Consider the following 22856-nt stretch of genomic DNA (forward strand, 5'->3'; position numbering starts at 1 on the left):
CTAAAGCAAATTTTTTTATTTATTTTAGTAAACTGCATATATGTTAAAAAGAACTCCAATAATATTATTTATATTCATTATTTTTTATTTTTATTTTAAAAGTGAAGTATATACACAAAACACTATTGTAGTAGGCTCTTCACTTCCAAAAACTGGGATAATAAAGTCATGGGGTGAATCAGTTATTTTTGGTGCAAATTCATATTTTAAATATGTTAATGATGTAAAATTATTAGGAAATAAAAAAATAGAGTTTTTAACATATGATGATAAGTATGAACCTGAACTTACAATAGACAATACCAATAAACTTCTTTTTAGTGACAAAGTGTTTGCTCTTTTTGGTTTTGTAGGAACTCCAACAGTTAAATCAATTTTACCAATTGTTCGTGATGCAGAAGTACCATTTTTTGCTCCATTTACAGGAGCTTCTTTTTTAAGAGATAATCAAAATAAAAATTTTATTAATTTTAGAAGTTCATATGATGAAGAAATAGAGAGTTTAATATATTATTTACATAATAAAAAAAGTTTAAATAAGTTTGCAGTTTTTTATCAAAATGATGATTATGGTGAAGAAGGGTATGTATCTTTATTAAAAAGTTTAAAAAGTAGAAAATTACCCCTAGTTGCTGAAGGTTCTTATAAAAGAAATACTTTATCAATTACTCATGCCTTTAATGAAATAAAAGATGCTAAACCAGAAGTTATAATTATGATTGGTGCATATAAGCCAAACTCATTATTTATAAAAAAAGCTAAAGAGAATAAAAATTTTAAAAATACTATTTTTTGTAATATCTCTTTTGGTGATGCAAATGCTATGGTTAAAGAGCTTAAATTTTATAATGTAAACACAAGTAATTTAATTTTTTCTCAAGTTGTTCCAAGTTATACACAAGATTCAATTCCTGTAATAAAAGAGTATCAAACATTGATGAAAAAATATTATCCAGATGTTGAGTTAGGGTTTATTTCTCTTGAATCTTTTTTATCTGCAAAAGTTTTAGTAAATGCAATTTCAAGAATAGAAGATGATAGAACTAGAGAAAAATTGATTTTTACATTAAGAACATCTCCTTCTGATGTTTTAGATGGAATCAATATAAGATTTAATCATTCTCAACTTTTAAATAAAACATATCTTTTTAAATATGTTGATAATCAATTTATAGAGATAAAATAATGAGAGAAAAGTTTAATAAAATCCTATATTATTTTGACAAATTAAGTTTTTCATATAAAACATATTTTTTAATTTTTATTATTGCAGGTGGAATGATTTGTATAGTTTTATTATCTCAAATCTCTATTTTTACGATAAAAGAGGATTTTGATAAATTTTTTAATAAAAGAACAAAATCATTAATAAAATTAGAAAATATTAAAGATACATATAAAGTAAATATTCAAGATACATTAAAAGATTTTGAGAACAAGAATCTTACTTTTGAGCAAGGGGAAGAGGTATTAATTTTAGGTGAACAATTAATAAGAAAAAATTGGACTTTATATAAAAAAGAGATGGCTTTATATAATGATGAGATAATTACAAATTTTATTAAAAAGTTTATAATAACAAAAAGTAAAAATAGTGATAATGAGATTTTAAAAGAGAATATTATCAAAAACATTGATTCTAAAATGACAAATATTCAAAAAATATTAGGAAGTATTGATAAAAGTTTAAGTGCTGAACAAATTGATAATTTGAATTTGCAGATAAATGCCATATCTATTTATTTAACAAGTTTGATTAACTATGATTTATCAATAGCTATAAATGAAAAAAGTGATACTCAAAAAGTATTTAATACAATTATTATATTTTCTGTTATTTCTATATTTTTAGTTTTTCTATTTTCAATTGTTTTATCAGTTTTTATTACAAATAATTTTAAACAACTTCATGATTCTTTAGAAAAAAAAGTAGAAGATAAAACAAAAGAATTAACGCAACTTAATGATTCCTTGGAAAAAAAGATTTCAAAAGAAGTTCAACAAAATAGAAAAAAAGATATTATTATGTTTCAACAAGCACGACTTGCAAGTTTGGGAGAGATGCTTAATAATATTGCCCATCAATGGCGACAACCTTTAGGCTCAATTAGTATGATAGTACAAAGTTTTCAAACAAAAATGCAATTGGGAAAATTAACAAATGAATTTGTTGATGAAAAAGTAAATGATGCTTTGTTACTTGCTAGTAATATGTCAAATACTTTGGATGATTTTAAAAATTTCTTTTCTCCTGATAAAGCAAAAATAACCTTTGATATAGAAAATTGTATAGAGCATTCAATTGAGTTATCAAAATATCTTTTATCAAAGGAAAATATAAAAATAGAACTTGTAATAAAAGATAAAATTACAATAAATAGTTACTACAATGAACTATCTCATGTTTTTTTAAATATTATTTCAAATTCAAAAGATGCTTTATGTTCTAATGTTGATAAAAATGATAGAATAATTAAAATTATGGTTAGTAAATACAAAAATCATATTATGATAAATATGATGGATAATGGTGGAGGAATTCCCAAAGAGATTGTTCCAAAAATTTTTGAACCTTACTATACCACAAAATATAAAAGTGCAGGAACAGGGATAGGATTATATATGTCTAAACAAATAATTGAAAAACATATAAACGGTTCTATTTCATATAAAAATATTATTCATAAAATAAAAGATAATAAAAATTATAGTTGTTCACTTTTTACAATTAAAATACCAATTAATGATGAGGCAATAGATGGAAAATAGAAATTTAAATATTTTACATGATTTTAATGTTTTATATTTAGAAGATGATGAAGATCTGTTAAAACATACTTCAGATGTTTTAGAAGATTTTGTAAATAATATTTTTGCTGTTAAAACTTCAAAAGAGGCTATGGATATACTGTTAAATAAAAAAGTAGATGCAATAATTTCAGATATATTATTAAAAGATGAAAATGGAATTGATTTTTTAAAGCATTTGAAAAATAAAAACATAAATATTCCTACAATTCTTACAACTGCTCATACTGATACAAACTATTTACTTGATGCAATAAAGTTAAAAGTTGAAAACTATATAATTAAACCAATAAACATAAAAGAACTACTTAATACTTTACATGATGTTTTACTTCCAATTGTACAAAAAAAAGAGATACAAAAAAATAGTAATGTAATAAGAATGATTGCTGCAATTACAGATAGTAAACAAGTTGCCATTGTAAAATATATTATAAATAAACTTGATAATGAAAATTTATTTACAGCATCTTATACTGATATTATGGAAGAGTTTTCTATTTCAAAACCAACACTTATAAAACTTTTTAAAGAGTTGGCAGAAAAAAATATTTTAGTAAAAGTTCAACATAAAACATATAGATTTAATCAAGATGCCCTTGATTAAATCTGATATTATGTTTTAGAAATTTTCCCATTCTTCATTGCTTTTTTGACTATTAAACTCCTTAGAAACAATAGGTTCCTTTAACATTTTAATATTTTGTGAATTATTAGTATTTAAAAACTTCCCTTTAACACTATCTTTACCCTCGAACTCTTTTTCATTAGCATTTTTAACAACTAAATTTGCAATTGAATCAGTAGAAATTGCAATATTATGTGTTTTTGAAGCTACTTCAGCATTTTGTTGCGTTTGTTGATCAAGTTGTGCTATAGCATTATTTATTTGTTCTATACCGGATAATTGTTCTTTACTTGCCCCTTCCACTTCTGAAATAAGTTCTATTGTTCGTGTAATATCATTATTTAATGTTTTATATCCAGTAATCATATTAGTAGCAATAGACTTTCCTTCATTTGCTTTTTTTGTAGCATTTTCAACCATATCTTTTATTTCTTTGGCAGCTTCTGAACTTCTTGTAGCTAAGTTTCTAACCTCTTGGGCTACAACTGTAAAACCTTTTCCAGCTTCACCTGCTGTTGCTGCTTCAACTGCAGCATTAAGTGATAAAATATTTGTTTGAAAGGCTATTTGGTCAATAATGCTAATTGATTCATTTATTGCCCTAACTTGAGTATCAATATCCTCCATTGCTATTACTGTATCATTTGCAAGTTTTTCTCCATTTGAAGAAGAAATAGTTACATTATGAGAAATTTCTGCCATTTTTGTAATATTTTCAGTATTATTTTTAATATTTCCAGTTATTTGTTCTAAAGCTGCTGCAGTTTCTTCAAGAGAAGATGCTGCTTCTATTGCATTTTTGTTTAATTTTTCTACATTTTCTAAAAGAATAGCTGAGCTATTATGCAAAGTAATACCATTTGATTTATTCTCAACTAGCATTGAAGTAATTGATTCACCTAATGTGTTTACTCCTGTGGCAAGTTCTAATAAATCTGCTTTTATTCCATTTGTGTCAACTTTTTCTAGATAATTAAATTTAGAATATTTTTCTAAAATATTTAGGATGTTGTCAACATTATTTTCAAAGTTTTCTGCCATTTTATTTAATACATTTTTTAATTGCATCATTACTGGATTTGAAACATCTAATTGAAGTCTTTGAGATAAATTCCCTTGTTCAAACTCCTCTAACATATTAATTGTATCATCAATCAATGTTCTATCTTCATTTATACCTTTTTGTGCTTTTTCAATATTAGTATTGATTAACTTTGACATATTTCCAAATTCATCTTTTGAGTCAATTCGTTGGATTATTATTTCATTTGTTTCTCTATTTAAATATGAAAAAAAGTTTTCTAATCCTTTATCAATGAATGAAACTTTAAAAACTATCTCTTTTGTAATTATATAAAATAAAACAAATAAAATTAATACAATTACTATAATCGCTTCCAGAGCCTTTGTAGCTGAATTATAAAATTCTTCTTTTACATCATCCATATAAATTCCAGTCCCCAATACCCAATTCCAAGGTTCATATTTTTTTACAAATGATAGTTTTTCATGAAGTTTATTATCCGATTTTTCCCATGAATATTCAACAAATCCAAAATTACTTTTTTTAGTTATTTCAACTGAGGCTTGAAATAAGTTCTTTTTTGATACAGTCTCTACATCTTTTAAACCTAAGCCAAACTCTAATTGTGTAGCAACATTAAATTTTTCAAGATTTAATATTTCTCCATTTAAAGAAGGAGAGGTAGGATGCATTATCATTTTAGGATAAGGAAGCTGTGCATCATTTATCCAAATATAATTATTCTCTTCATACCTTAAATTTTTTATATTACTCAGTGCTATTTCTTTAGCTTCATTTTCACTTATTTTTCCATTTTTAAAATTTTTATATTCTTTATCAATTAAACTATAAGATAGTTCAATAATATTTACTAATTGAGCCTTTTTTTCATTTACCATAACTTTTTTTTGTTCATATATCAGAATAAACGTTAATATAATCATAGAAACCAATGTAACAATTGCCACAACTAACATCTTTTTAAAAACTTTAAGATTTCCTAAAAAACTACTTACTAAATTCATTTCTCTCCTTTAATTTAGTTAAAAATTTAAAGGTATTATATAAATAAAATAATTAATTAAACTTTAATAAGTAAAATATTTTTTACTAAAATAATTCAATGTATATAAAAAGAAATACAATTATTTTTTTAAAAATTATACTTTATAATCAATATTTACATATTATTTAAATAAGTAGTCTAAAATCTATGGATAAAAAATAACCATATTAGTAAAATAAATTTTACCCATATAAATAGCTATTCTCTATATAGTATTTTTTCTAACTGCAAGATTTTTATATATAAAATAAAAAAAGCTATAATAATTTTAATAATATATTAAAAAAAAGGCTTTATTTTGATAACTTGTCCACTATGTAGCTCTTTTTCAAAACTTTTTTATAAAAATACCCACTATAAATGTGAGTGTTGTACAGGAGTATTCAAGGCAAAAGAGTTTCACCTAATAGGTGAGGATGAAAAAAATATCTATGAAAAACATAAAAATAATTCAAGTGATATAAGATACCAAAACTTTCTTTCCCCTATCACAAACTCAGTTTTAAATGATAAGCCAAAAAGTAGTATTGGTTTAGATTTTGGTTGTGGAAAAGATTCTGCCATAATAAAAGTGCTTAGTGACAATGGATATAAAATATATGGTTATGATTTGTTTTATTTAGATGATAAATCGTTATTAGAAAAAAAATATGACTACATCACAAGTAGTGAGGTTATTGAGCATTTTCAAGAGCCAAATAAGGAGTTTACTCTTTTTAAATCACTTTTAAAAGATAATGGAAGTTTGTATCTTATGACGGATATTTATGATGAGAGTATAGATTTTGATAAGTGGTACTACAAAAATGACCCCACACATATTTTTATGTATCAAAGAAAAACCTTTGAGTGGATAAAAGAGGAGTTTGGCTTTTCTAGGGTTGAGATAGAGGGTAGGTTGATTCGGTTTTATTTGTAGTTTTATAATGGTTATACTCTCTTGAAAACCTAAAGGTTTCCGCTCTTCTTACTTTTTGGTCTCGAAAAAGTAAGCAAAAAAGACTGCCGAGTTGATGAAGGCAAAGCTACCTAAGATTTTAGACTTTTTTTTCTGCGTTGCGGAACTCGTCGAAAAAGTGCATTTAGGACTTTTGTCTCCTCAAACAGTCCTCACTGTTCCCCGAAAAAAAAGCCTAAAATCTTAGCTTCATCAAAGGCAGAGAGAAATCCCTAAAGTTCAAACTATCATATATAAATTTACTAAAGTGAAGTTAGGTACATAACAAATCAAAAATGCAAATGTCCTTATCCCACCTTTGATTCCAACATTTGCAAAAGCCGAATGTTTATTTTTCTCTTTTCTAAACAAGATTGGCAACTGTTTGAGTGTTTAAAAGTTGCTAAATGCAAGTTTTAATAAACGAGTTTTGCCAAGCAGAAAAGATAAAAATAATAAATGAGGGAACCCAAAGGGCTTTGAAACTCTGTTGGTGGTTTTGCTTACTTTGTCCATACAAAGTAAGAAGTGCGAAGACCGTCAGGTGTTCATGAGAATAAAAACAACAAAATGTAGTTTTATCAATATTTTTGACAAATAGATATACATTATGTTGTTTTATTGGCTAAATACAGGGCTAAATCATACATTATAATTTCAAAATATACTTTAAAAATGTAACAATACAGACAAATTAAAATCAATAATTAAAAGAAAAGCCTAAATAAAGGCTCTTCTTTTATACAATAAACTAACATTATTTATATAATAAATATCACTAATTTAAGGCTATTATATATAAAATGTATTATTAATAAAAATAGGTACTTTTTATAAATGAGACTTATAATCAGTTGCTTTATAGTCTTCAATATAGTATTATTATCATTATGGAAAATTCAGAACAAATATTATTAAATAAATTAGCTAATGTAGTGAAAATTCGTAGAAATGAACTAAATATATCTCAAGAGAAGTTAGCCGAAATATGTAATTTTGATAGGACTTACATTAGTTTAATTGAAAGAGCTAAACGAAATCCTACTTACTTAAATTTAGAAAAACTTTGTATTGGACTTGACATAAAATTATATAAATTATTGGAGAATATGGATGAATAGGAATATTAATCTTGATAATGTTTTAAGAAAATATCAAACAGCATTTAAGGCAAAAACACATATTGCAACCGCATCATCTAGCGATATATTAATGGAAACATTTGGAATTACAGATAAAATGAAAGATGAAAACAAACAATATTGGGGGAGAGAACTTGGGAAATGTTGGGAAGGATTGGTGATTGAGGCATGTCGAAGCTTACCAAACTTTCAACCTGCGTTAAGAATAGGGTCTGATGAACCATGTGATTTAAGAATAGGGAAATATGCCATTGACACTAAATATAGAGTTGGTTCTGGTGATTCAGGAACACTAAAGAAATTTAAAGAATATGGTGCATTATTAAAAGACAATGGCTATATTCCAGTATTCTTATTTTTAAGAGAAGATAATTTACAAGCAGCAATGACAGCATGTCAAACTGGTGGGTGGGAAATTTATACAGGATACAACTCCTTTGAATTTATAAAAAATTTATCAGGGTTTGATATTAAAAATTATCTAATATCAAATGCTAATAATTTTAAAATTTAATTAAATTTCATTTAATCTTTTGTTAATTATGTCTATATATTGTGGCTCTATTTCTATACCTAAATAGTCTACTCCTGCTTCTTTAGCAGCAACCAAAGTCGTTCCAGATCCTGCAAATGGATCAAGAACTATAGAACCTTTTGTTTTAGGAGCGAAAATTTTTATTAATTTTTGCATTAAATCTAAAGGTTTTACAGTGCAATGAATATTATAGTCTGCAACTTTATCTCTTTTAATATTTTCAAGGATATTTGATTGAAATCCACCATCATCCATAGTTGTATAGAATAATCCTGTTCCATAAGTCATTAAAGTTTCTGTATAATTATTTACTAAAGGTTTTTGAAGAACACAAATTGCTTCCCATTCACTTCTTAAACAACTTTGCCATCCCGCAAATTCTTCAGAGTTATCATATCCTTGTTGTGCCATTTTTTTTTGCATATTAATACCTTTAGGTATCCCACTTGTTCTACGATACACAACAATATCTCTAGCATAAAATCCTGCCTTTTCAAGTGCAATTTGAACATGTGCAATTGTTCTTGTACTATTAAAAACCAAAACTGTAGCACCTGGCTTACATACTCTAAATAATTCTTTACCCCATTCATAACACCAATTTTCATAATCTATAATATTATTTCTATTTTTTTGATACCATCTTTTATTTCTAACACCACCTGCTAAGCCACTCCCATAAGGAATGTTTTTAACTAATGTTTTACTATTGTCTTTTGCTTTACTCATTCTTCTCTGAATTTCTTTTTCATCCCATTTATGACCTATAAATTCATAATTATAAGGAGGGTCTGTAATACATGCTGATATATAATTATCAGGCAATTCTTTCATGACAGTTTGGCAATCACCATTAATTATACTATTTTTAATCTCTTTCAATTTTATCCTTATGATGTAATTTAGTACAATTATACATCAATTAAATGTAATTGTCAAGTATTATATCTAATTGATGTATATTTTGATATAATTCTATCAAACAAATGGATAAACTATGGTAAAAGAAGAATTTGATAAAACATTAAAAAATATTGGTTTAGATAGAAAAGCATTTGCTGAATTAACAAATATATCTTATAATACTGTTAATAATTGGAATGATAATAAAAAACCTATTCCTAATTGGGTTGAGTCTTGGTTAAGCAATTACAAAAAAAGTACTATATTAGATAACATAATAAATGATTTAACGCCTTATTTAAAAGAATAATCAATTTTTACCTAGTAAAGCTTATAAGAAATCGTAGAAAGAGAACAAGTCTATACTGCAAAAATACCAAGCTTTTATCTCTTAAATTTATTTAGATAAAAGACCAAAATTTTACTAAATTATATTGCCTTGTCGCTTAATTCAAGCGTTAAAGTTCTGAAAAGCAACTAACAACCCTTATTCACACTACACAATAAAACAATACAATCATTCCAAAGTATGAAAATACAAAGGAAAACTTATGAAAGTAGATAAAAGTCAAGATATATAACTGTTATTTATATTTAACAGGCACTCTAAATTCTATATCAAACTCATCATTTGGATCTAGGTAATTATTTTTGTAGTATAAAACACTAGCAGAACCCTCTAAAGCTTCAAATTCACTACTTGGAATCCATTGATAATACATCTTTTGATATAAAGTTAGAACATCTTCACAAACACCTTGGAATCTAATAGTTGCATATAATCCACCCTTGATAGAACACAATCCTATGTCTCCTTTTGGTTCTATTTTTTTGCCTTCTAAATCAACACATGCAATATATCTATAATCCTCAAGTGCAGTAATATTTGGATTACTATGATGAACTGCCAGCATAGTTGGATTTTTTATATCAAACTCTTCTTCTAAAAGATATAAAAATTTTTGCCACCCTTTTTTTATGGTTTTATCAAATCCCATATGTCTCATATATGCTATAGATGTTTCTGGTATCTTTTTTATCTCAATTTTTGAAAAGTCTATTTTTCTTTCTTTTAATTCATACTCTTTTGGTGTATGATTTTTATGTTTCTCTTTTCTCCATTCATTTGGTGAGTAGTTGTAGGCTTTTTTAAATTCATTGCTAAAGGTTGCAGATGATTTAAATCCACAATTGTAAGCAATATTTGTAATTGATGATGTTGGATTAAAAATAAGAAGATTTGCTGCACAATATAGTCTTAAATCTTTTATATAGTTTGTAACACTTTTCCCTGTTATTTCTTTAAATATTCTTTGAAAATGGTATGGAGAATATGAAGATATTTTTGCTAAGTCTTCAATTGTAAGTTTCATAGATAGATATTTATATATATGGTATTGAACTTCATTGATTCTTTGTCTATGTTCGTTATTTGTATCAGGTTTTTTCATGGGTATGATAATAGCATATTTTATGTGCAATACTTTGAAATTATAAAAATAATAGCACGATTTGATAAGAATATTTAAACATAATGAAAAGACAAATTCCCTTTTTAATTTTATACTTTAAAAAAGGAATAAAATGAAAACTATATTTGTATTAATGATTTTTATAGGGGCAGTATTTGCATTAAAAGTAAATGTTAATAGTGATGAAAAAGTCTTAAAATCAAAAGATGAAGTAAATCTTATCTTCTCATCTGTTTATAAATCTAATCAAGAAACATTAAAAAAGAAAAACCTTAGCTTTTTTAATGTAAAGAGCTATTAACCTTTATTTAAATTTCTCATCTAAATCTTTTAATTCTAGATTTAAAGCATTTGATGAGATATATACTTCCCATAGGGAAATACATAATGATAGACACATAGTAAGCAAACTTAGTCCAAATATTTTCTTACCCACATCATAAAATCCTAAAAAAAGTGAAAACATAGATACTGTACACAAAAGCATAGATACCACTCCAAAAAATTGCATCCACTTTGTAAGTTCAAGTCTTCTTTTTAGATTATCAATTTGTCCAGTAAGCTCTTGCCCTCCATGTTCTCTTGCTTGTCTGCTAAGTGAACGTATAAGTTGACCTGTTGTAAGAAACCGATTTGTATAGGCTAAAAGTAATAATGATATTGCTGGAAAAAGCAAAGCGGGTGTTGATATTTCTATTTCCATAAAGTGCCTTTTATATTTTTTTGTATTGTAACTAAAACAATAAAAAATAATAGTTAAAATATATACAGTGGCAAATAGTGTAAAATAGAAAAAGTGTGAACTTTAGTAAGGCAAATTAAAATTTGCCCTATTTATTAAGATTTTGAAAATATAGCAAAAAAAACTTTACTTTTTATAATGAAGAAAACAAGTGTGAAAACATAATAAATTTTAAAAAATTTTATATTAGATATCTGTATTTTTTGGTAGAGTTATTGTGAATTCCGCACCTTTATATGCGATGCCTCTATAGTTAAAGTTGACATTTGATACTTTTAGTTCGCCATTCATATTTTCTATGATTTGCTTACTCATATATAGACCTATTCCTGTTCCACCTTTGTCTTTTTTTGTAGTAAAGTATGGTTTAAAAATATCATTTATAAGTGACTCTTTTATACCACCAATATTATCTTTTATTTTTATTATTACTTTATCTTCCTCTTCTCTTGTATCAATAAATAAGTAGTGTTTTTGTAAGTTATTTTCTATTTTAGTGAATTCATCTTTTGCATTTTTGATTATGTTAATAAAGACTTGTAAAAGTTCATTTTGATAACCACTAATACAAGTATTACTTATATTTTTTACTATTTCTATATTGCTATTTTTAAATTCTGAACTTACCAGTTTAAATGTTTTTTCTAAAGTGGCTTCTATACTAAAATACGTCATTTGTTTATTTGGATTAAAGAAGTTTCTAAAGTCATCAATTGTTGTTGTTAGATGGATAACTGAATTATCTATATTATTTATAGCTTCACTTATCTCTTCTTCTGTATTTAATCCTTCATTTTCTTTATTTAATTTTATTAGGGTATTTGACATACTAATTAAACTTAAAGGTTGTTTCCATTGGTGAGCAATATTTCCTATCATCTCACCCATTACTGCCATTTTAGATTGTTGTACAAGTAGTTTTTCTTTTTCGATAGTTTTAGCTGTTTCATTTTCAATATTGATTTTATATTGATTAAATTTATTAGCTATAATATTTGAAATATAAAAAGATATGGCAATTAATAAAAAAGTTATGATAATACTTATCGTTAGTATTTTATTAATTACCAACTCATTATTTTTTGTTAACTCTTTTTCTCTTTGTTTAATTTCATTATTTAATTTATCTAAATAAAATCCTGTACCTACTGTCCAGTTCCATTTTTCAAAAAGTTTTAAATATGAAATCTTTTCAGATGAATCATTATTATTATAATAAGAAGAGAAATAGTGCAAATATCCCTCTTTATTATTTTTAGTGAAGGATAATAAATCTTTTATTAAATACTTTCCTTCTTTATTTTGTAAATTAATTTTATTTACACCAATGTATTCTTTGTTTATATGAGAAAGACATACACCATTTTCGTCATATATGAAAATATAACCATTCTCACCATATTTGATTTTTCTTATCCACTCTAAGATTTTCTTTTTTAAATATTCTTCAAAATCAACTAAATATTCACCTGTACCAATTGCTGCATTCATTGGTTCAAAGTATTTATAAAAACTTATTTTTTCAAATGCTTTCTCTTTGCTATTTGGTTTATACCAATAATATTTGTCATATGTTTCAGTTTTATTTTTAATTGTTTCAGCAATTCTTTTTACAAATTTATAGCCATTGACATCTTCATACTCAAGTAGATTTTTACCTTCAAACTCTTTATTAAATGGTTGTAAAATTTTTACGCCATTTATATCGTCAATAAAAAAATAACCTCTCCCATTGTTGTATGTCATACCCGTTAGTGCATGTTTAATAGTCTCAAAAATATGTTTTTTTGTACGAAGAGGTATGTTGTTTTTATCATTTAATTCTTCATTGTAAAGTGTTGTTGCAACTTTATGTGCTTCATAAACTTTATCTTTTATAAGCTCTTTTAATATATCTTCTGATTTTTTTATTTCATCATTGATTAGATTAAAAACATTTGATATTTCATTTTTGATGATTTTCTTATTTTGGTTTAAATAATTTGTTTTTTGTGTTTGAAGTTCTTTTTCTAAGTCTTGTTTTTTTTGTTCAATAAAAATATTTGTAATAATAAAAGAGAATAGTAATACAGGGATAATAGCCCCATATTTGATAACATATAAGATGTTTTTTTCACTATCCAAATATTTCATTATTTTCCTAGAACAAATAAATTATTTTATTATATCAGAACGAAATTAAAAAGCAACTTTGAATTATTATATGATTTTATCTAGTTCTTTGGCTAGTTCAACAAAATTTATTTAAAAACTTTTTGTGTATAAAATATCAGTCAATATAGTAATAAAAGTTAATTCTATCAAATATAATATATAAAAATTATTCTCTGTATGTGATTTTGGATAGTTTATCGATAATAAATAAATGAAAATATTTATATTTTTATTTTTGTGACGCAATATGTGACGTATTTTTGATATATTTGTTAGTTATATAAAAATATCTAAGTTGTGGAATAAAATTCCAAAATTAATAGGAAAATTTTGAAAGATATAATTTTTTGTGATATTGAAGCAAGTATAAAGACTAAGAAAATCAATGAATTAGGAGTAGTATATCAAGATAAGGAATTAAAAACTACTTCGATAAATGAGTGTAAGGAATTTATTGATTCCTTTGATTCACAATTTATAGCAGGGCATAACTTTATTGACTTTGATATGAGATTTATAAAAGAGACAAGTTTGTATCAAAGTATTAAATATTATAAAATAATAGATACCTTACCTTTATCTCTTCTTCTTTTTAATGAAAAAACAATTCATAGTCTTCCTAAAAACTATAAAAATGAAGATGATTTTCAAAATAATCCAGTAGAAGATTCTAAAATTACCGCATTGTTGTTTGACAAGTTAGAAGCAAGATTTATATCTTTACCTAATTCAACGCAAAATATTTTTTATTCTCTTCTTAAAGATGATAAATATTTTAGTGGTTTCTTTGATTATATTAGTGAAAAAATAGAGCTTATATTTTTAAATGATGATACTTTGTATGATTTAATTGTTAGTTTACATAATAGAGTAATTGTAAGTTTTGATTATTTAAAATATGAAGTTTTGATTAATAAAAAGACAACATTAGCTTATATTTTAGCTCTTTTAACTCCATATATTGAGATAAAATCACATCCACCTAAGATACTTTATTCATATCCTGAAATTATTGAAATTCAAAAAAAATTGTGTTTTGATATAGAAAAGGCTAAAGATGAACTTGCAGATTTTTCTAAAGAGGTTTTTGGTTTTGGTACCTTTAGACCATTCCCTAAATTAAACCCAGATGTATTAGATGTAAATCCTTCAATTTCTCAACGTGATATGGTTGAAGCATCATTAAGAGATGAATCATTTTTGACAGTTTTACCAACAGGTGGTGGAAAAACATTTACTTTTTGGTTACCTGCTATATATAAAGCAAAAGCTTACAAAAGTTTAACTGTTGTCATATCTCCACTTCAAGCTTTAATTGAAGATCATATTAAAAGTTTTAATTCAAAAGTTGCAAATTTTAAAGCAGTTGCAATAAGTGGATTTATGAGTCCATTAGAAAGAAGTGAAGCAATAGAATATGTTATAAATGGTGAAGCAGATATTTTATATATCGCTCCAGAGTCTTTACGTTCAAATATAATTTTTAATATATTAAAAAATAGGTTGATAGAAAGATTTGTTATTGATGAAGCCCATTGCTTATCAACATGGGGGAATGATTTTAGGCAAGATTATTACTATATTTGTGAATATATAAAAGAATTACTTGAAAAAAAGAATTTTCAAGATTATATCCCCGTATCATGTTTTACAGCAACTGCAAAACCAAGTGTAATACAAGATATTGAAAAGTACTTTTTGGAAGGTTTAAATATAAAACTTGATAAATATTTGGCTGTTCCTGAAAGGAAAAATCTAAAATATAAATCAATTCCTTCAAAAAGTAAGGATAAATATGTAGAATTATTAAAACTTATAAATGAACACAATGGTTCTACTTTAATTTATATACCATCTTCAACAAAAGATTGTGATGATGTTGCAAAACGTTTGGCTTTAGATACTCAAAAAGTTGTTAAATCTTTTCATTCTAAAATTGACTCCCAAGAGAAAATGAGTATTTTAAAGGATTATATTGAAAATAATATAGATATTATAGTGGCAACTACCGCTTTTGGTATGGGAGTTGATAAATCCAACATTACAAATGTTATACACTATGAAATTTCTGATTCTTTGGAGAACTATGCACAAGAAGCAGGGAGAGGTGCAAGAGATGAAAACCTTGAAGCATTTTGTCCTATACTTTTTGATGAAGATGATTTAGATAAACATTTTAATTCTTTAAATAGAAGTAAGTTGACTGCCAGTGAGGTAAATTCAATTTTTTTAGTAATAAAAAAATCTAAAGGTCAAGTTTTAAATAAAACTGCTTTTGAAATAGCAAAAGAAGCAGGGTGGGATGTTGAAGATAGTTCTTTAGAGTATAAAACAAAGGTTAAAACTGCATTACTTGAACTAGAAAGAGAGGGATATATTAGTCGAAAAAGAAATAAGACAAGTTTTTTTGCAGATTCTATTGCCTCAAAAAGTATGGAAAAACTTACTCTTAAATTGAAAGAATCTAATCTTAATGATGAAGAAAAAGATAGATTGAAATTTATACTTCAAAATATTATTGGAAGAGGAAAACCTGAATCGATTCAAGTTGATGAATTAGCACATACATTAGGATATCCCAAGCATATAATTTCTTTGGTTATTAATCAACTAAAACAAATGGAAATACTAGGTGATAGTAAAGATTTAAGTTTGGAAATTAGTATATTTAGTATTAATCAATTTAAAAAAATCAAAGATATTGAAAATTTACTTTTTGATTATTTATTGTCCTTGAATGTAACAAAAATAAAAATAAGAGAGCTCAATGAAGAGTTATATACAAATGAACTTATAACAAAAAATGAAACAGAACTAATAAAATCTATAATAAAAAACTGGAGAAGTAAATCTAATTTTATATTTAATAGAAGAAATAGAGAACATGATTTATGGTCTTTTAAATTTGAGAATTCAGAAAATATCAAAAATACAATTGCCAAAAGGCATAAAATAGCAGAGAAAGTTTTATTTTTATTAACAAAAGATTTAAATTCTAAAAAGAAAGAAGAAGTTATATTTTCACTTAAAGAATTACATGAAAATTTAGATGAAAAATACCTTATAGAAGATATAGACAAAACATTACTTTATCTACATCATTTAAATATTTTAGAATTATTAACAGGTAGATTTATTAACTATAGTCCAATGAATATTTATAAAGAAGATAAGATTGAAACAAAAAGAAAATATACCCAAAATGAGTACAAACAAAGATTGGAAAATCATTATTCAACAAAAATTGAATCTATCCATATTATGGGAGAGTATGCAAAAAGACTTAAATATGATGACCATAAAGCGATACTATTTCTAAAAGATTATTTTACATTATCATATGAAAAGTTTAAAGATAAATATAAATTATTAAAAGAAAAAATTTCTAAACCTATAACCCAAAATCGTTACAATAAGATATTTGAAAAAATGTCTGATGAACAAAAAGCAATAATTAATGATACAAAAACAAATGCTATGATGATTTTAGCAGGTCCAGGAAGTGGAAAAACAAAAGTATTAGTTCATAAAATTGCTTCAATGATTTTAACAGAAGATATAAAATCTGAACAATTTATGATGCTAACTTTTTCAAAAACTGCAAAATTAGAATTTAAAAGTAGATTGAATAGTTTAATAGGTGCTTTATCATATGATGTTGAAATTCAAACATTTCACTCTTATGCCTTAAAATTAATCGCAAGAGTTATCAAAAAAGAAAATAAAGATATACTCGAAAATGCTATTGAAGAAGCTACAAGGCAGATAAATGAAAATGAAATATCATTACCACATATTACTGTTTTGGTACTTGATGAGTTTCAGGATATAAATGAAAAAAGTTTTGAGTTTGTTAAAGCTATATACAAAGCACAAAATAATGATATACGAATAATTGCAGTGGGAGATGATGACCAGTGTATTATGGAACACATTGGTGCTAAAGTAGATTTTGTAGATAGATTTAGAAGTGAATTTGGAAAAGATGATAATGGAAAAAACTTATTTCAACAATATGAGTTAAGTACCAATTTTAGAAGTAAAAATAATATTGTAAAATACTCTAATACATTTATTGCAAAGGTTAATAAAAGATATAAAACAAAACTATTACACTCTAATAGTTCTGAAGATGGCTTTGTAAAAATATATTCTTGTTTATCTTCTGATTTAGTTTTACCATTAGTAGAATATATAAAAGAAGAAGAGTTAACCAAAGGGATTGCTATTTTAGCCTATACAAATGAAATGGTAATGGATATTTATTCACTTTTACAAGAAAATAATTTAAATGTAAAATATTTAATAGATAGGGACAAGTTTGAATTAAAAAATATAATAGAGTTAGTTGATTTTGATAATATATTAAATAGTTATTTAGTTGAAGATGAAATATCCTATAAGGATAGTTATTTTGAAAATGCGTTAAAAGTTATAGAAATAAAATATAAACAATCAAATAATTTGAATTTGGTTTATAAAGTAGTGGATAAATTTTTAACAGAAAGTGATAACTACTATATTTCACAATGGTTATCATTTCTTGAAGAGATAAAATTAGAAGATTTTGAGAGTACTAAAAATAAGATTATTGTATCTACCATACATAAATCAAAAGGAATGGAATTTGATAAAGTATATTTATTGGTCAATAAAAATCCTTCAAAAGACATTGATAAAAGACTTTTTTATGTGGGTATGACAAGAGCAAAAGAAGAATTAAATATAATAAGACATGGTAATAATATTGAAAATAAAAAAGACTATGTTAATTATTTATTTGATGAAAAAGAGTATTTTAAAGAGAATAAAACATTTACTTATATTATGTCACTTAGTGATATTAAATTAGGATTTGATTGTGAAAAATATAGTAACTACAATAATTTATATGCTGGAAATAATTTAAAGATTGATAAAAAGTTAAATTTTGACAATTTATGTTTGTTAGATAATAATAAAGTTGTAGGGATACTTTCTAACAATTTTCAATCTTTTATTGAAAACAAAATACAAGAAGGTTTTGTATTTGATAAATGTGTAATAGAATATATAGTTTTATGGGAAGATAAAAATTTAAAAAAGAATATAAAACATTCTCTATGTAAAATTGTAATGAAGAAATATATATGAGTTATAATTTTTTGTGATATGGAATTAAATTATCAATAGTTTTTATATGATTACATTTTATCTACTTCTTTGGGATTATAGATTATAATATGCACCAAAATATAATAAAACTAGAAGGTAAAAAATGGGATTAGGTGTAGGAATAGTAGGACTTCCAAACGTAGGTAAATCAACAACTTTTAATGCTTTGACAAAAGCACAAAATGCAGAGGCACAAAATTATCCATTTTGTACAATTGAGCCAAACAAAGCGATTGTACCAGTACCAGATAAAAGACTTGACGCATTAGCAAAAATAGTAAATCCTGATAAAATTCAGCATTCGACAATTGATTTTGTAGATATCGCAGGACTTGTAAGAGGAGCTAGTAAAGGTGAGGGATTAGGAAATCAATTCTTATCAAATATTAGAGAAGTAGAAGTTATCTTACATATGGTTAGATGTTTTGAAGATGGAAATATTACTCACGTTGAAGGTGATGTAAATCCATTAAGAGATATAGAGATTATTGAAACAGAGCTTATTTATGCTGATATTACTCAAGTTGAAAAGAAGATTGAAAGACTTAAAAAACAAGCAAAAGCTAGTAAAGAAGCTGCAGCTCAATTAGTGGTTGCTGAAGAACTTATGAAACATCTTGAAGATTTACAGCCTGTAAAAACTTTTGAAAAAGTTGATGATGAGATATTTAAAACACTTGATAAAGAACTTAGATTTTTATCAAACAAAGATGTTATTTACGGTGCAAATGTTGATGAAGATTCATTAGCAGATGGTGGAAATAAATATGTTGATATTTTAAAAGAACATGCAAGTAGTGTAAATGCAGATGTTATTATGTTATGTGCAAAGATTGAAGAAGAACTTGTAGGACTTGAAGATGAAGAAGCGCAAGAGTTTTTAACTGATTTAGGTGTTGAAGAGTCTGGATTAGAGCAAATTATACATAAAGCCTTTGATAAACTTGGACTTCAATCATACTTTACTGCTGGAAAAGTAGAAGTTAGAGCTTGGACAATTAGAAAAAATACTAAAGCTCCACAAGCAGCAGCTGTGATTCACAATGACTTTGAAAAAGGATTTATCAAAGCAGAAGTAATCTCTTATGAAGACTTTGTAGCACTTGGTGGTGAAGCAAAATGTAAAGAAGCAGGTAAGTTAAGACTTGAAGGAAAAGATTATGTGGTGCAAGATGGAGATATTATGCACTTCAGATTTAATGTATAATTTTATAAAATAACTCAATAAATAACTTATTCTTTTTGTATTTTTTTATATAAAAAGAGTATCTTTTCATCCTTTTTAATTTTGTATAACTACGAAATATAAAAAGGATGTAATCTGATTACATAGTAAAATAAGTATAAGTATCATATAATGGGAAATTATAAATTAATCTTAGTATGATAAACTTTTGGTGAAACTATGAATTATAAAAAAGAACAAACAATTTTAAAAATTATTAAATTTACTCCCCCAATATTTATTATCACAATGTCAATTTTTTTAATTATTTTTTTATATTTTGAATATAAAACAACATATTTACAAGAAAAACAATTGATGGAAAAAGAGTTTATAGAATATAATAAAAAAATTATAAAAAGTAATGTAGATACTGTTTATAACACTATTTTAGAGATGCAAAAAAATACTGAGTTAGAATTGAAAAAATCAATTAAAGAAAGAGTATATGAAGCAAAAAAAATAGCTACAAAAATCTATAATGAAAATAAACATAAAGATAAAAATATCATAAAAAAGATGATAAAAGATGCTTTAGTTGATATTAGATTCAATGATGGTAGAGGTTATTATTATATTTATTCTATGGATTATGAGTGTATTTTATTTCCTTTAAATAGAAGTATAGAGGGAAAAAATTTTTATAATTTTAAAGATGGAAAAGGTAAATATTTAACTAGAGATATTATTGCTCAATTAAAACAAAACAATGAAGGTTTTATGAGTTGGGATTTTTATAAACCAAGTGATATGACTAAAAGTTATAGAAAAATAGGTTTTAATGTTTACTTTGAGCCATTAGATTGGTTTATTGGTACAGGTGAATATTTGGATGAATTTGAAAATGGAATTAAATTACGAGCTCTTACTTATATTAAAACATTGAAATATATAAATGATAACTACATTTTTGTTCTTGATTATGATGGTACTTATTTGTATCATAAAAGAAAAGAGATAATAGGTACAAATGGCATAAAATCAGATAGTTCAAAATATGATGTAAAAGATAGTGTCAACGTTGTTTCACAGGCTATAAATATTGCAAAAAATGAGGGTGAAGGGTATTTGTCTTATACTCAATACAATAAGCCAAATACAGAAAAATCTACCAAAAAAATCAGTTTTGTAAAAGGAATACAAAATTGGAATTGGTTTATTGGACAAGGTTTTTATGAAGACGATTTTGAAGTTGCTTTAGAAGAAAAAAGAGTTTTATTGGAACAAAAATTTAAATCATATATAACTAATGTTTTTATGATAAGTATTTTATTGATGATAATACTATTATTTGCTTCAAAATATGTATCGATTATTTTAGAAAAAAAATTTGGTGAGTATAAAAAAGAGATAGAAGATTTTGTAAAAGAAAATAATCACCAAAGAGATATCTTAGCTCATCAAAGTAAGATGAGTGCGATGGGTGAAATGATTGGAAATATTGCTCACCAATGGAGACAACCATTATCTGTAATAACAACTGCAGCAAGTGGTGTTAAACTAAATAAAGAGTTGGGTGTATTAGATGATAAAAATCTTGAAGAATCAATGGATATTGTGGTAGAACAGTCTTTATACTTATCTCACATAATAGAGGATTTTAAAGATTTTTTAAAAGAGAAAAAAGAAAAAACTTGTTTTAAAGTTGAGCGAGTTGTTGATAAAGCTATTAATTTAGCCTATGGTAAATTTGAAAATAGTGGAATAACTATAATTAAAAATATTGATGATATAGAGTTTCACAGTGCAGAAAATCAGTTTGTACAAGTATTGATTAATATTTTAAAGAATTCAAGTGATGAATTTGAAAAAATTAATGACAAAGAAAAAATTATAATAATAAATTCTACTATAAAAGATAATTTTATTTCTTTAAGCATACAAGATAATGCTGGTGGAATTCCAAATGACATAATATCAAGAATATTTGAACCATATTTTACTACGAAACACCAATATCAAGGTACTGGTATGGGCTTATATATGACTGAAGAGATTATCTCAAAAGGTATGAATGGAGAGATTTCTGTATCAAATGAAGAGTTTGAAAATGAAGGTAAAAAATATTTTGGTGCTAAATTTGAAATAATTTTGCCAATAGATAGTTAAATTCCTTGAAGTAGTATTTGCCAAATATATTCTACCTCTTCATCATCTAAAAAAATAAGTGATTTTGCTTGAAATAGTTCGTCTATTTTATGAAACTCAAACTTTTTTGAGTATGTACAGTTTGGATGAACAGGATGGAAACTACGTACTAATGAGATTTCATCTTCTATTTCTTGTTCACACAATAAACAAATATATTCAGTGTGTAGTCTTCCCTCATATTCTAGTAGTTTTATATAAATTTCACAAATAGCTCTTTTTGCATTTTGTTTTATAAGTTTATGTGCTAACTCTTCTAAAAGATTGAAATAAAACTCATCGATAGTTTCAACATCTTTTAAGTGGGGATAAAAAAGTTTTAAAAATCTTTGCCAACAGTAAAGTTTCTCCTTTTCAAAAATCCAATTAAAACTTATTTGGATAACATCTTTAAGTCTTGGCATTGTGCTTTTATGATTTGATTCTAGTTCAAAATCAATCTTATATCCAACATTTATATTTGAGTGTCTGCCCCCATAAAATCTGTATGTGGTATAGATACTTTCATCTGTTAAAATAGTAACAATTAAGTCATCATCCCTAACAGATTTTACATCTATTATATAACCTTGCATTTACTCTTTTATACTCTTCATATCAATTATTTCATCGATGATTTCTTGGGCTTCTTCATCATCAATTTCACCAGCTTCAATATCATCAATTAAATCTTGAAACTCTTTTCTCATCTCTTGCATATATTTTATTTCTTCTTTAGTTTCATCATCACCTTTTTTTGCTGCTACTAATTCAAATAATTCATCTAAATAATCTTCAACATCAGGTATAACTTCATTGTGTACTAAATTTAAAAGTTTTTCTTGGATAGTCATATTTTTTCCTATTAAAATTTGAAAAAAATTATAACAAAAATATACTACTTGTTTGCTTCATAATTATTCTTATGGTATGATTCTT

At 25.2% G+C, this 22856-nt stretch carries 17 protein-coding genes and 2 pseudogenes; 11 read left to right on the top strand and 8 right to left on the bottom strand.

Going from position 1 to position 22856, the window contains the following annotated elements:
* Positions 1–40: 40 nt before the first annotated feature.
* From ACQY5W_RS08825 to ACQY5W_RS08835, 3 genes are read left to right on the top strand one after another with little or no spacing between them, the layout of a single operon-like run.
* Complete coding sequence (locus ACQY5W_RS08825; protein ID WP_428024595.1) at positions 41–1186, top strand: ABC transporter substrate-binding protein; 1146 nt, start codon at positions 41–43, stop codon at positions 1184–1186.
* Positions 1186–2769 carry a sensor histidine kinase gene (locus tag ACQY5W_RS08830; RefSeq protein WP_428024596.1) on the top strand — a complete coding sequence of 528 codons (1584 nt, stop codon included), beginning with the start codon at positions 1186–1188 and terminating at the stop codon, positions 2767–2769. The genes ACQY5W_RS08825 and ACQY5W_RS08830 overlap by 1 nt, the downstream gene beginning before the upstream one ends.
* Positions 2759–3415 (top strand): response regulator, encoded by a 657-nt coding sequence (locus tag ACQY5W_RS08835; RefSeq protein ID WP_428024597.1) that lies wholly within the window; start codon positions 2759–2761, stop codon positions 3413–3415. The genes ACQY5W_RS08830 and ACQY5W_RS08835 overlap by 11 nt, the downstream gene beginning before the upstream one ends.
* A gap of 15 nt (positions 3416–3430) precedes the next feature.
* On the opposite strand, the pseudogene ACQY5W_RS08840 reads toward ACQY5W_RS08835, so the two are convergent.
* Positions 3431–4363, bottom strand: a pseudogene (locus ACQY5W_RS08840) (methyl-accepting chemotaxis protein); the annotation flags it as partial.
* Positions 4364–4837: 474 nt separating this feature from the next.
* Positions 4838–5485: pseudogene (locus ACQY5W_RS08845) on the bottom strand (cache domain-containing protein); the annotation flags it as partial.
* Between the two features lie 339 nt (positions 5486–5824).
* Here ACQY5W_RS08845 and ACQY5W_RS08850 point away from each other — a divergent pair.
* From ACQY5W_RS08850 to ACQY5W_RS08860, 3 genes are all read left to right on the top strand, one after another.
* Positions 5825–6445, top strand: a complete 621-nt coding sequence (locus ACQY5W_RS08850) for a class I SAM-dependent methyltransferase (RefSeq protein WP_428024598.1) — start codon at positions 5825–5827, stop codon at positions 6443–6445.
* 953 nt (positions 6446–7398) lie between these two features.
* Positions 7399–7584 (top strand): helix-turn-helix domain-containing protein, encoded by a 186-nt coding sequence (locus ACQY5W_RS08855; protein ID WP_428024599.1) that lies wholly within the window; start codon positions 7399–7401, stop codon positions 7582–7584.
* Positions 7577–8119 carry a hypothetical protein gene (locus ACQY5W_RS08860; protein ID WP_428024600.1) on the top strand — a complete coding sequence of 181 codons (543 nt, stop codon included), beginning with the start codon at positions 7577–7579 and terminating at the stop codon, positions 8117–8119. Before ACQY5W_RS08855 ends, ACQY5W_RS08860 begins: the two co-directional genes overlap by 8 nt.
* Here the strand turns inward: ACQY5W_RS08860 and ACQY5W_RS08865 are convergent, their stop codons facing one another.
* Complete coding sequence (locus tag ACQY5W_RS08865) at positions 8120–9022, bottom strand: DNA-methyltransferase (protein ID WP_428024601.1); 903 nt, start codon at positions 9020–9022, stop codon at positions 8120–8122. It abuts the gene before it with no gap.
* 115 nt (positions 9023–9137) lie between these two features.
* On the opposite strand from ACQY5W_RS08865, the gene ACQY5W_RS08870 reads away from it, so the two are divergent.
* Complete coding sequence (locus ACQY5W_RS08870) at positions 9138–9353, top strand: hypothetical protein (protein ID WP_428024602.1); 216 nt, start codon at positions 9138–9140, stop codon at positions 9351–9353.
* Positions 9354–9627: 274 nt separating this feature from the next.
* Here ACQY5W_RS08870 and ACQY5W_RS08875 read toward each other — a convergent pair whose 3' ends face one another.
* Positions 9628–10494 (bottom strand): AraC family transcriptional regulator, encoded by an 867-nt coding sequence (locus ACQY5W_RS08875; RefSeq protein ID WP_428024603.1) that lies wholly within the window; start codon positions 10492–10494, stop codon positions 9628–9630.
* Between the two features lie 133 nt (positions 10495–10627).
* Here ACQY5W_RS08875 and ACQY5W_RS08880 point away from each other — a divergent pair, with 133 nt between their 5' ends.
* Positions 10628–10816, top strand: coding sequence for a hypothetical protein (locus ACQY5W_RS08880; protein WP_428024604.1), 189 nt, complete (start codon positions 10628–10630; stop codon positions 10814–10816).
* Between the two features lie 3 nt (positions 10817–10819).
* Here the strand turns inward: ACQY5W_RS08880 and ACQY5W_RS08885 are convergent, their stop codons facing one another.
* Both ACQY5W_RS08885 and ACQY5W_RS08890 read right to left on the bottom strand, forming a co-directional pair.
* Complete coding sequence (locus tag ACQY5W_RS08885) at positions 10820–11218, bottom strand: DUF2721 domain-containing protein (protein WP_428024605.1); 399 nt, start codon at positions 11216–11218, stop codon at positions 10820–10822.
* A gap of 225 nt (positions 11219–11443) precedes the next feature.
* On the bottom strand, positions 11444–13390 hold the full coding sequence (locus ACQY5W_RS08890; RefSeq protein ID WP_428024606.1) for a sensor histidine kinase: 1947 nt from the start codon (positions 13388–13390) through the stop codon (positions 11444–11446).
* Positions 13391–13741: 351 nt separating this feature from the next.
* Between ACQY5W_RS08890 and ACQY5W_RS08895 the strand changes: the two genes are divergently transcribed.
* The 3 genes from ACQY5W_RS08895 to ACQY5W_RS08905 all read left to right on the top strand — a co-directional run bounded on the left by ACQY5W_RS08895 (position 13742) and on the right by ACQY5W_RS08905 (position 21899).
* Positions 13742–18544 carry a RecQ family ATP-dependent DNA helicase gene (locus ACQY5W_RS08895; protein WP_428024607.1) on the top strand — a complete coding sequence of 1601 codons (4803 nt, stop codon included), beginning with the start codon at positions 13742–13744 and terminating at the stop codon, positions 18542–18544.
* Between the two features lie 124 nt (positions 18545–18668).
* Positions 18669–19772: a redox-regulated ATPase YchF gene (ychF, locus tag ACQY5W_RS08900; RefSeq protein ID WP_428024608.1), complete on the top strand. Its 1104-nt coding sequence runs from the start codon at positions 18669–18671 to the stop codon at positions 19770–19772.
* Positions 19773–19970: 198 nt separating this feature from the next.
* Positions 19971–21899: a sensor histidine kinase gene (locus tag ACQY5W_RS08905; protein ID WP_428024609.1), complete on the top strand. Its 1929-nt coding sequence runs from the start codon at positions 19971–19973 to the stop codon at positions 21897–21899.
* Here the strand turns inward: ACQY5W_RS08905 and recO are convergent.
* Positions 21896–22513: a recombination protein RecO gene (gene recO, locus ACQY5W_RS08910; protein WP_428024610.1), complete on the bottom strand. Its 618-nt coding sequence runs from the start codon at positions 22511–22513 to the stop codon at positions 21896–21898. The two genes, ACQY5W_RS08905 and recO, sit on opposite strands and share 4 nt — an antisense overlap.
* Positions 22514–22771: a hypothetical protein gene (locus tag ACQY5W_RS08915; RefSeq protein ID WP_428024611.1), complete on the bottom strand. Its 258-nt coding sequence runs from the start codon at positions 22769–22771 to the stop codon at positions 22514–22516.
* Positions 22772–22856 lie beyond the last annotated feature (85 nt).

Origin of the sequence: Arcobacter sp. (assembly GCF_050300555.1) — a bacterium.
Classification (GTDB): domain Bacteria; phylum Campylobacterota; class Campylobacteria; order Campylobacterales; family Arcobacteraceae; genus Arcobacter.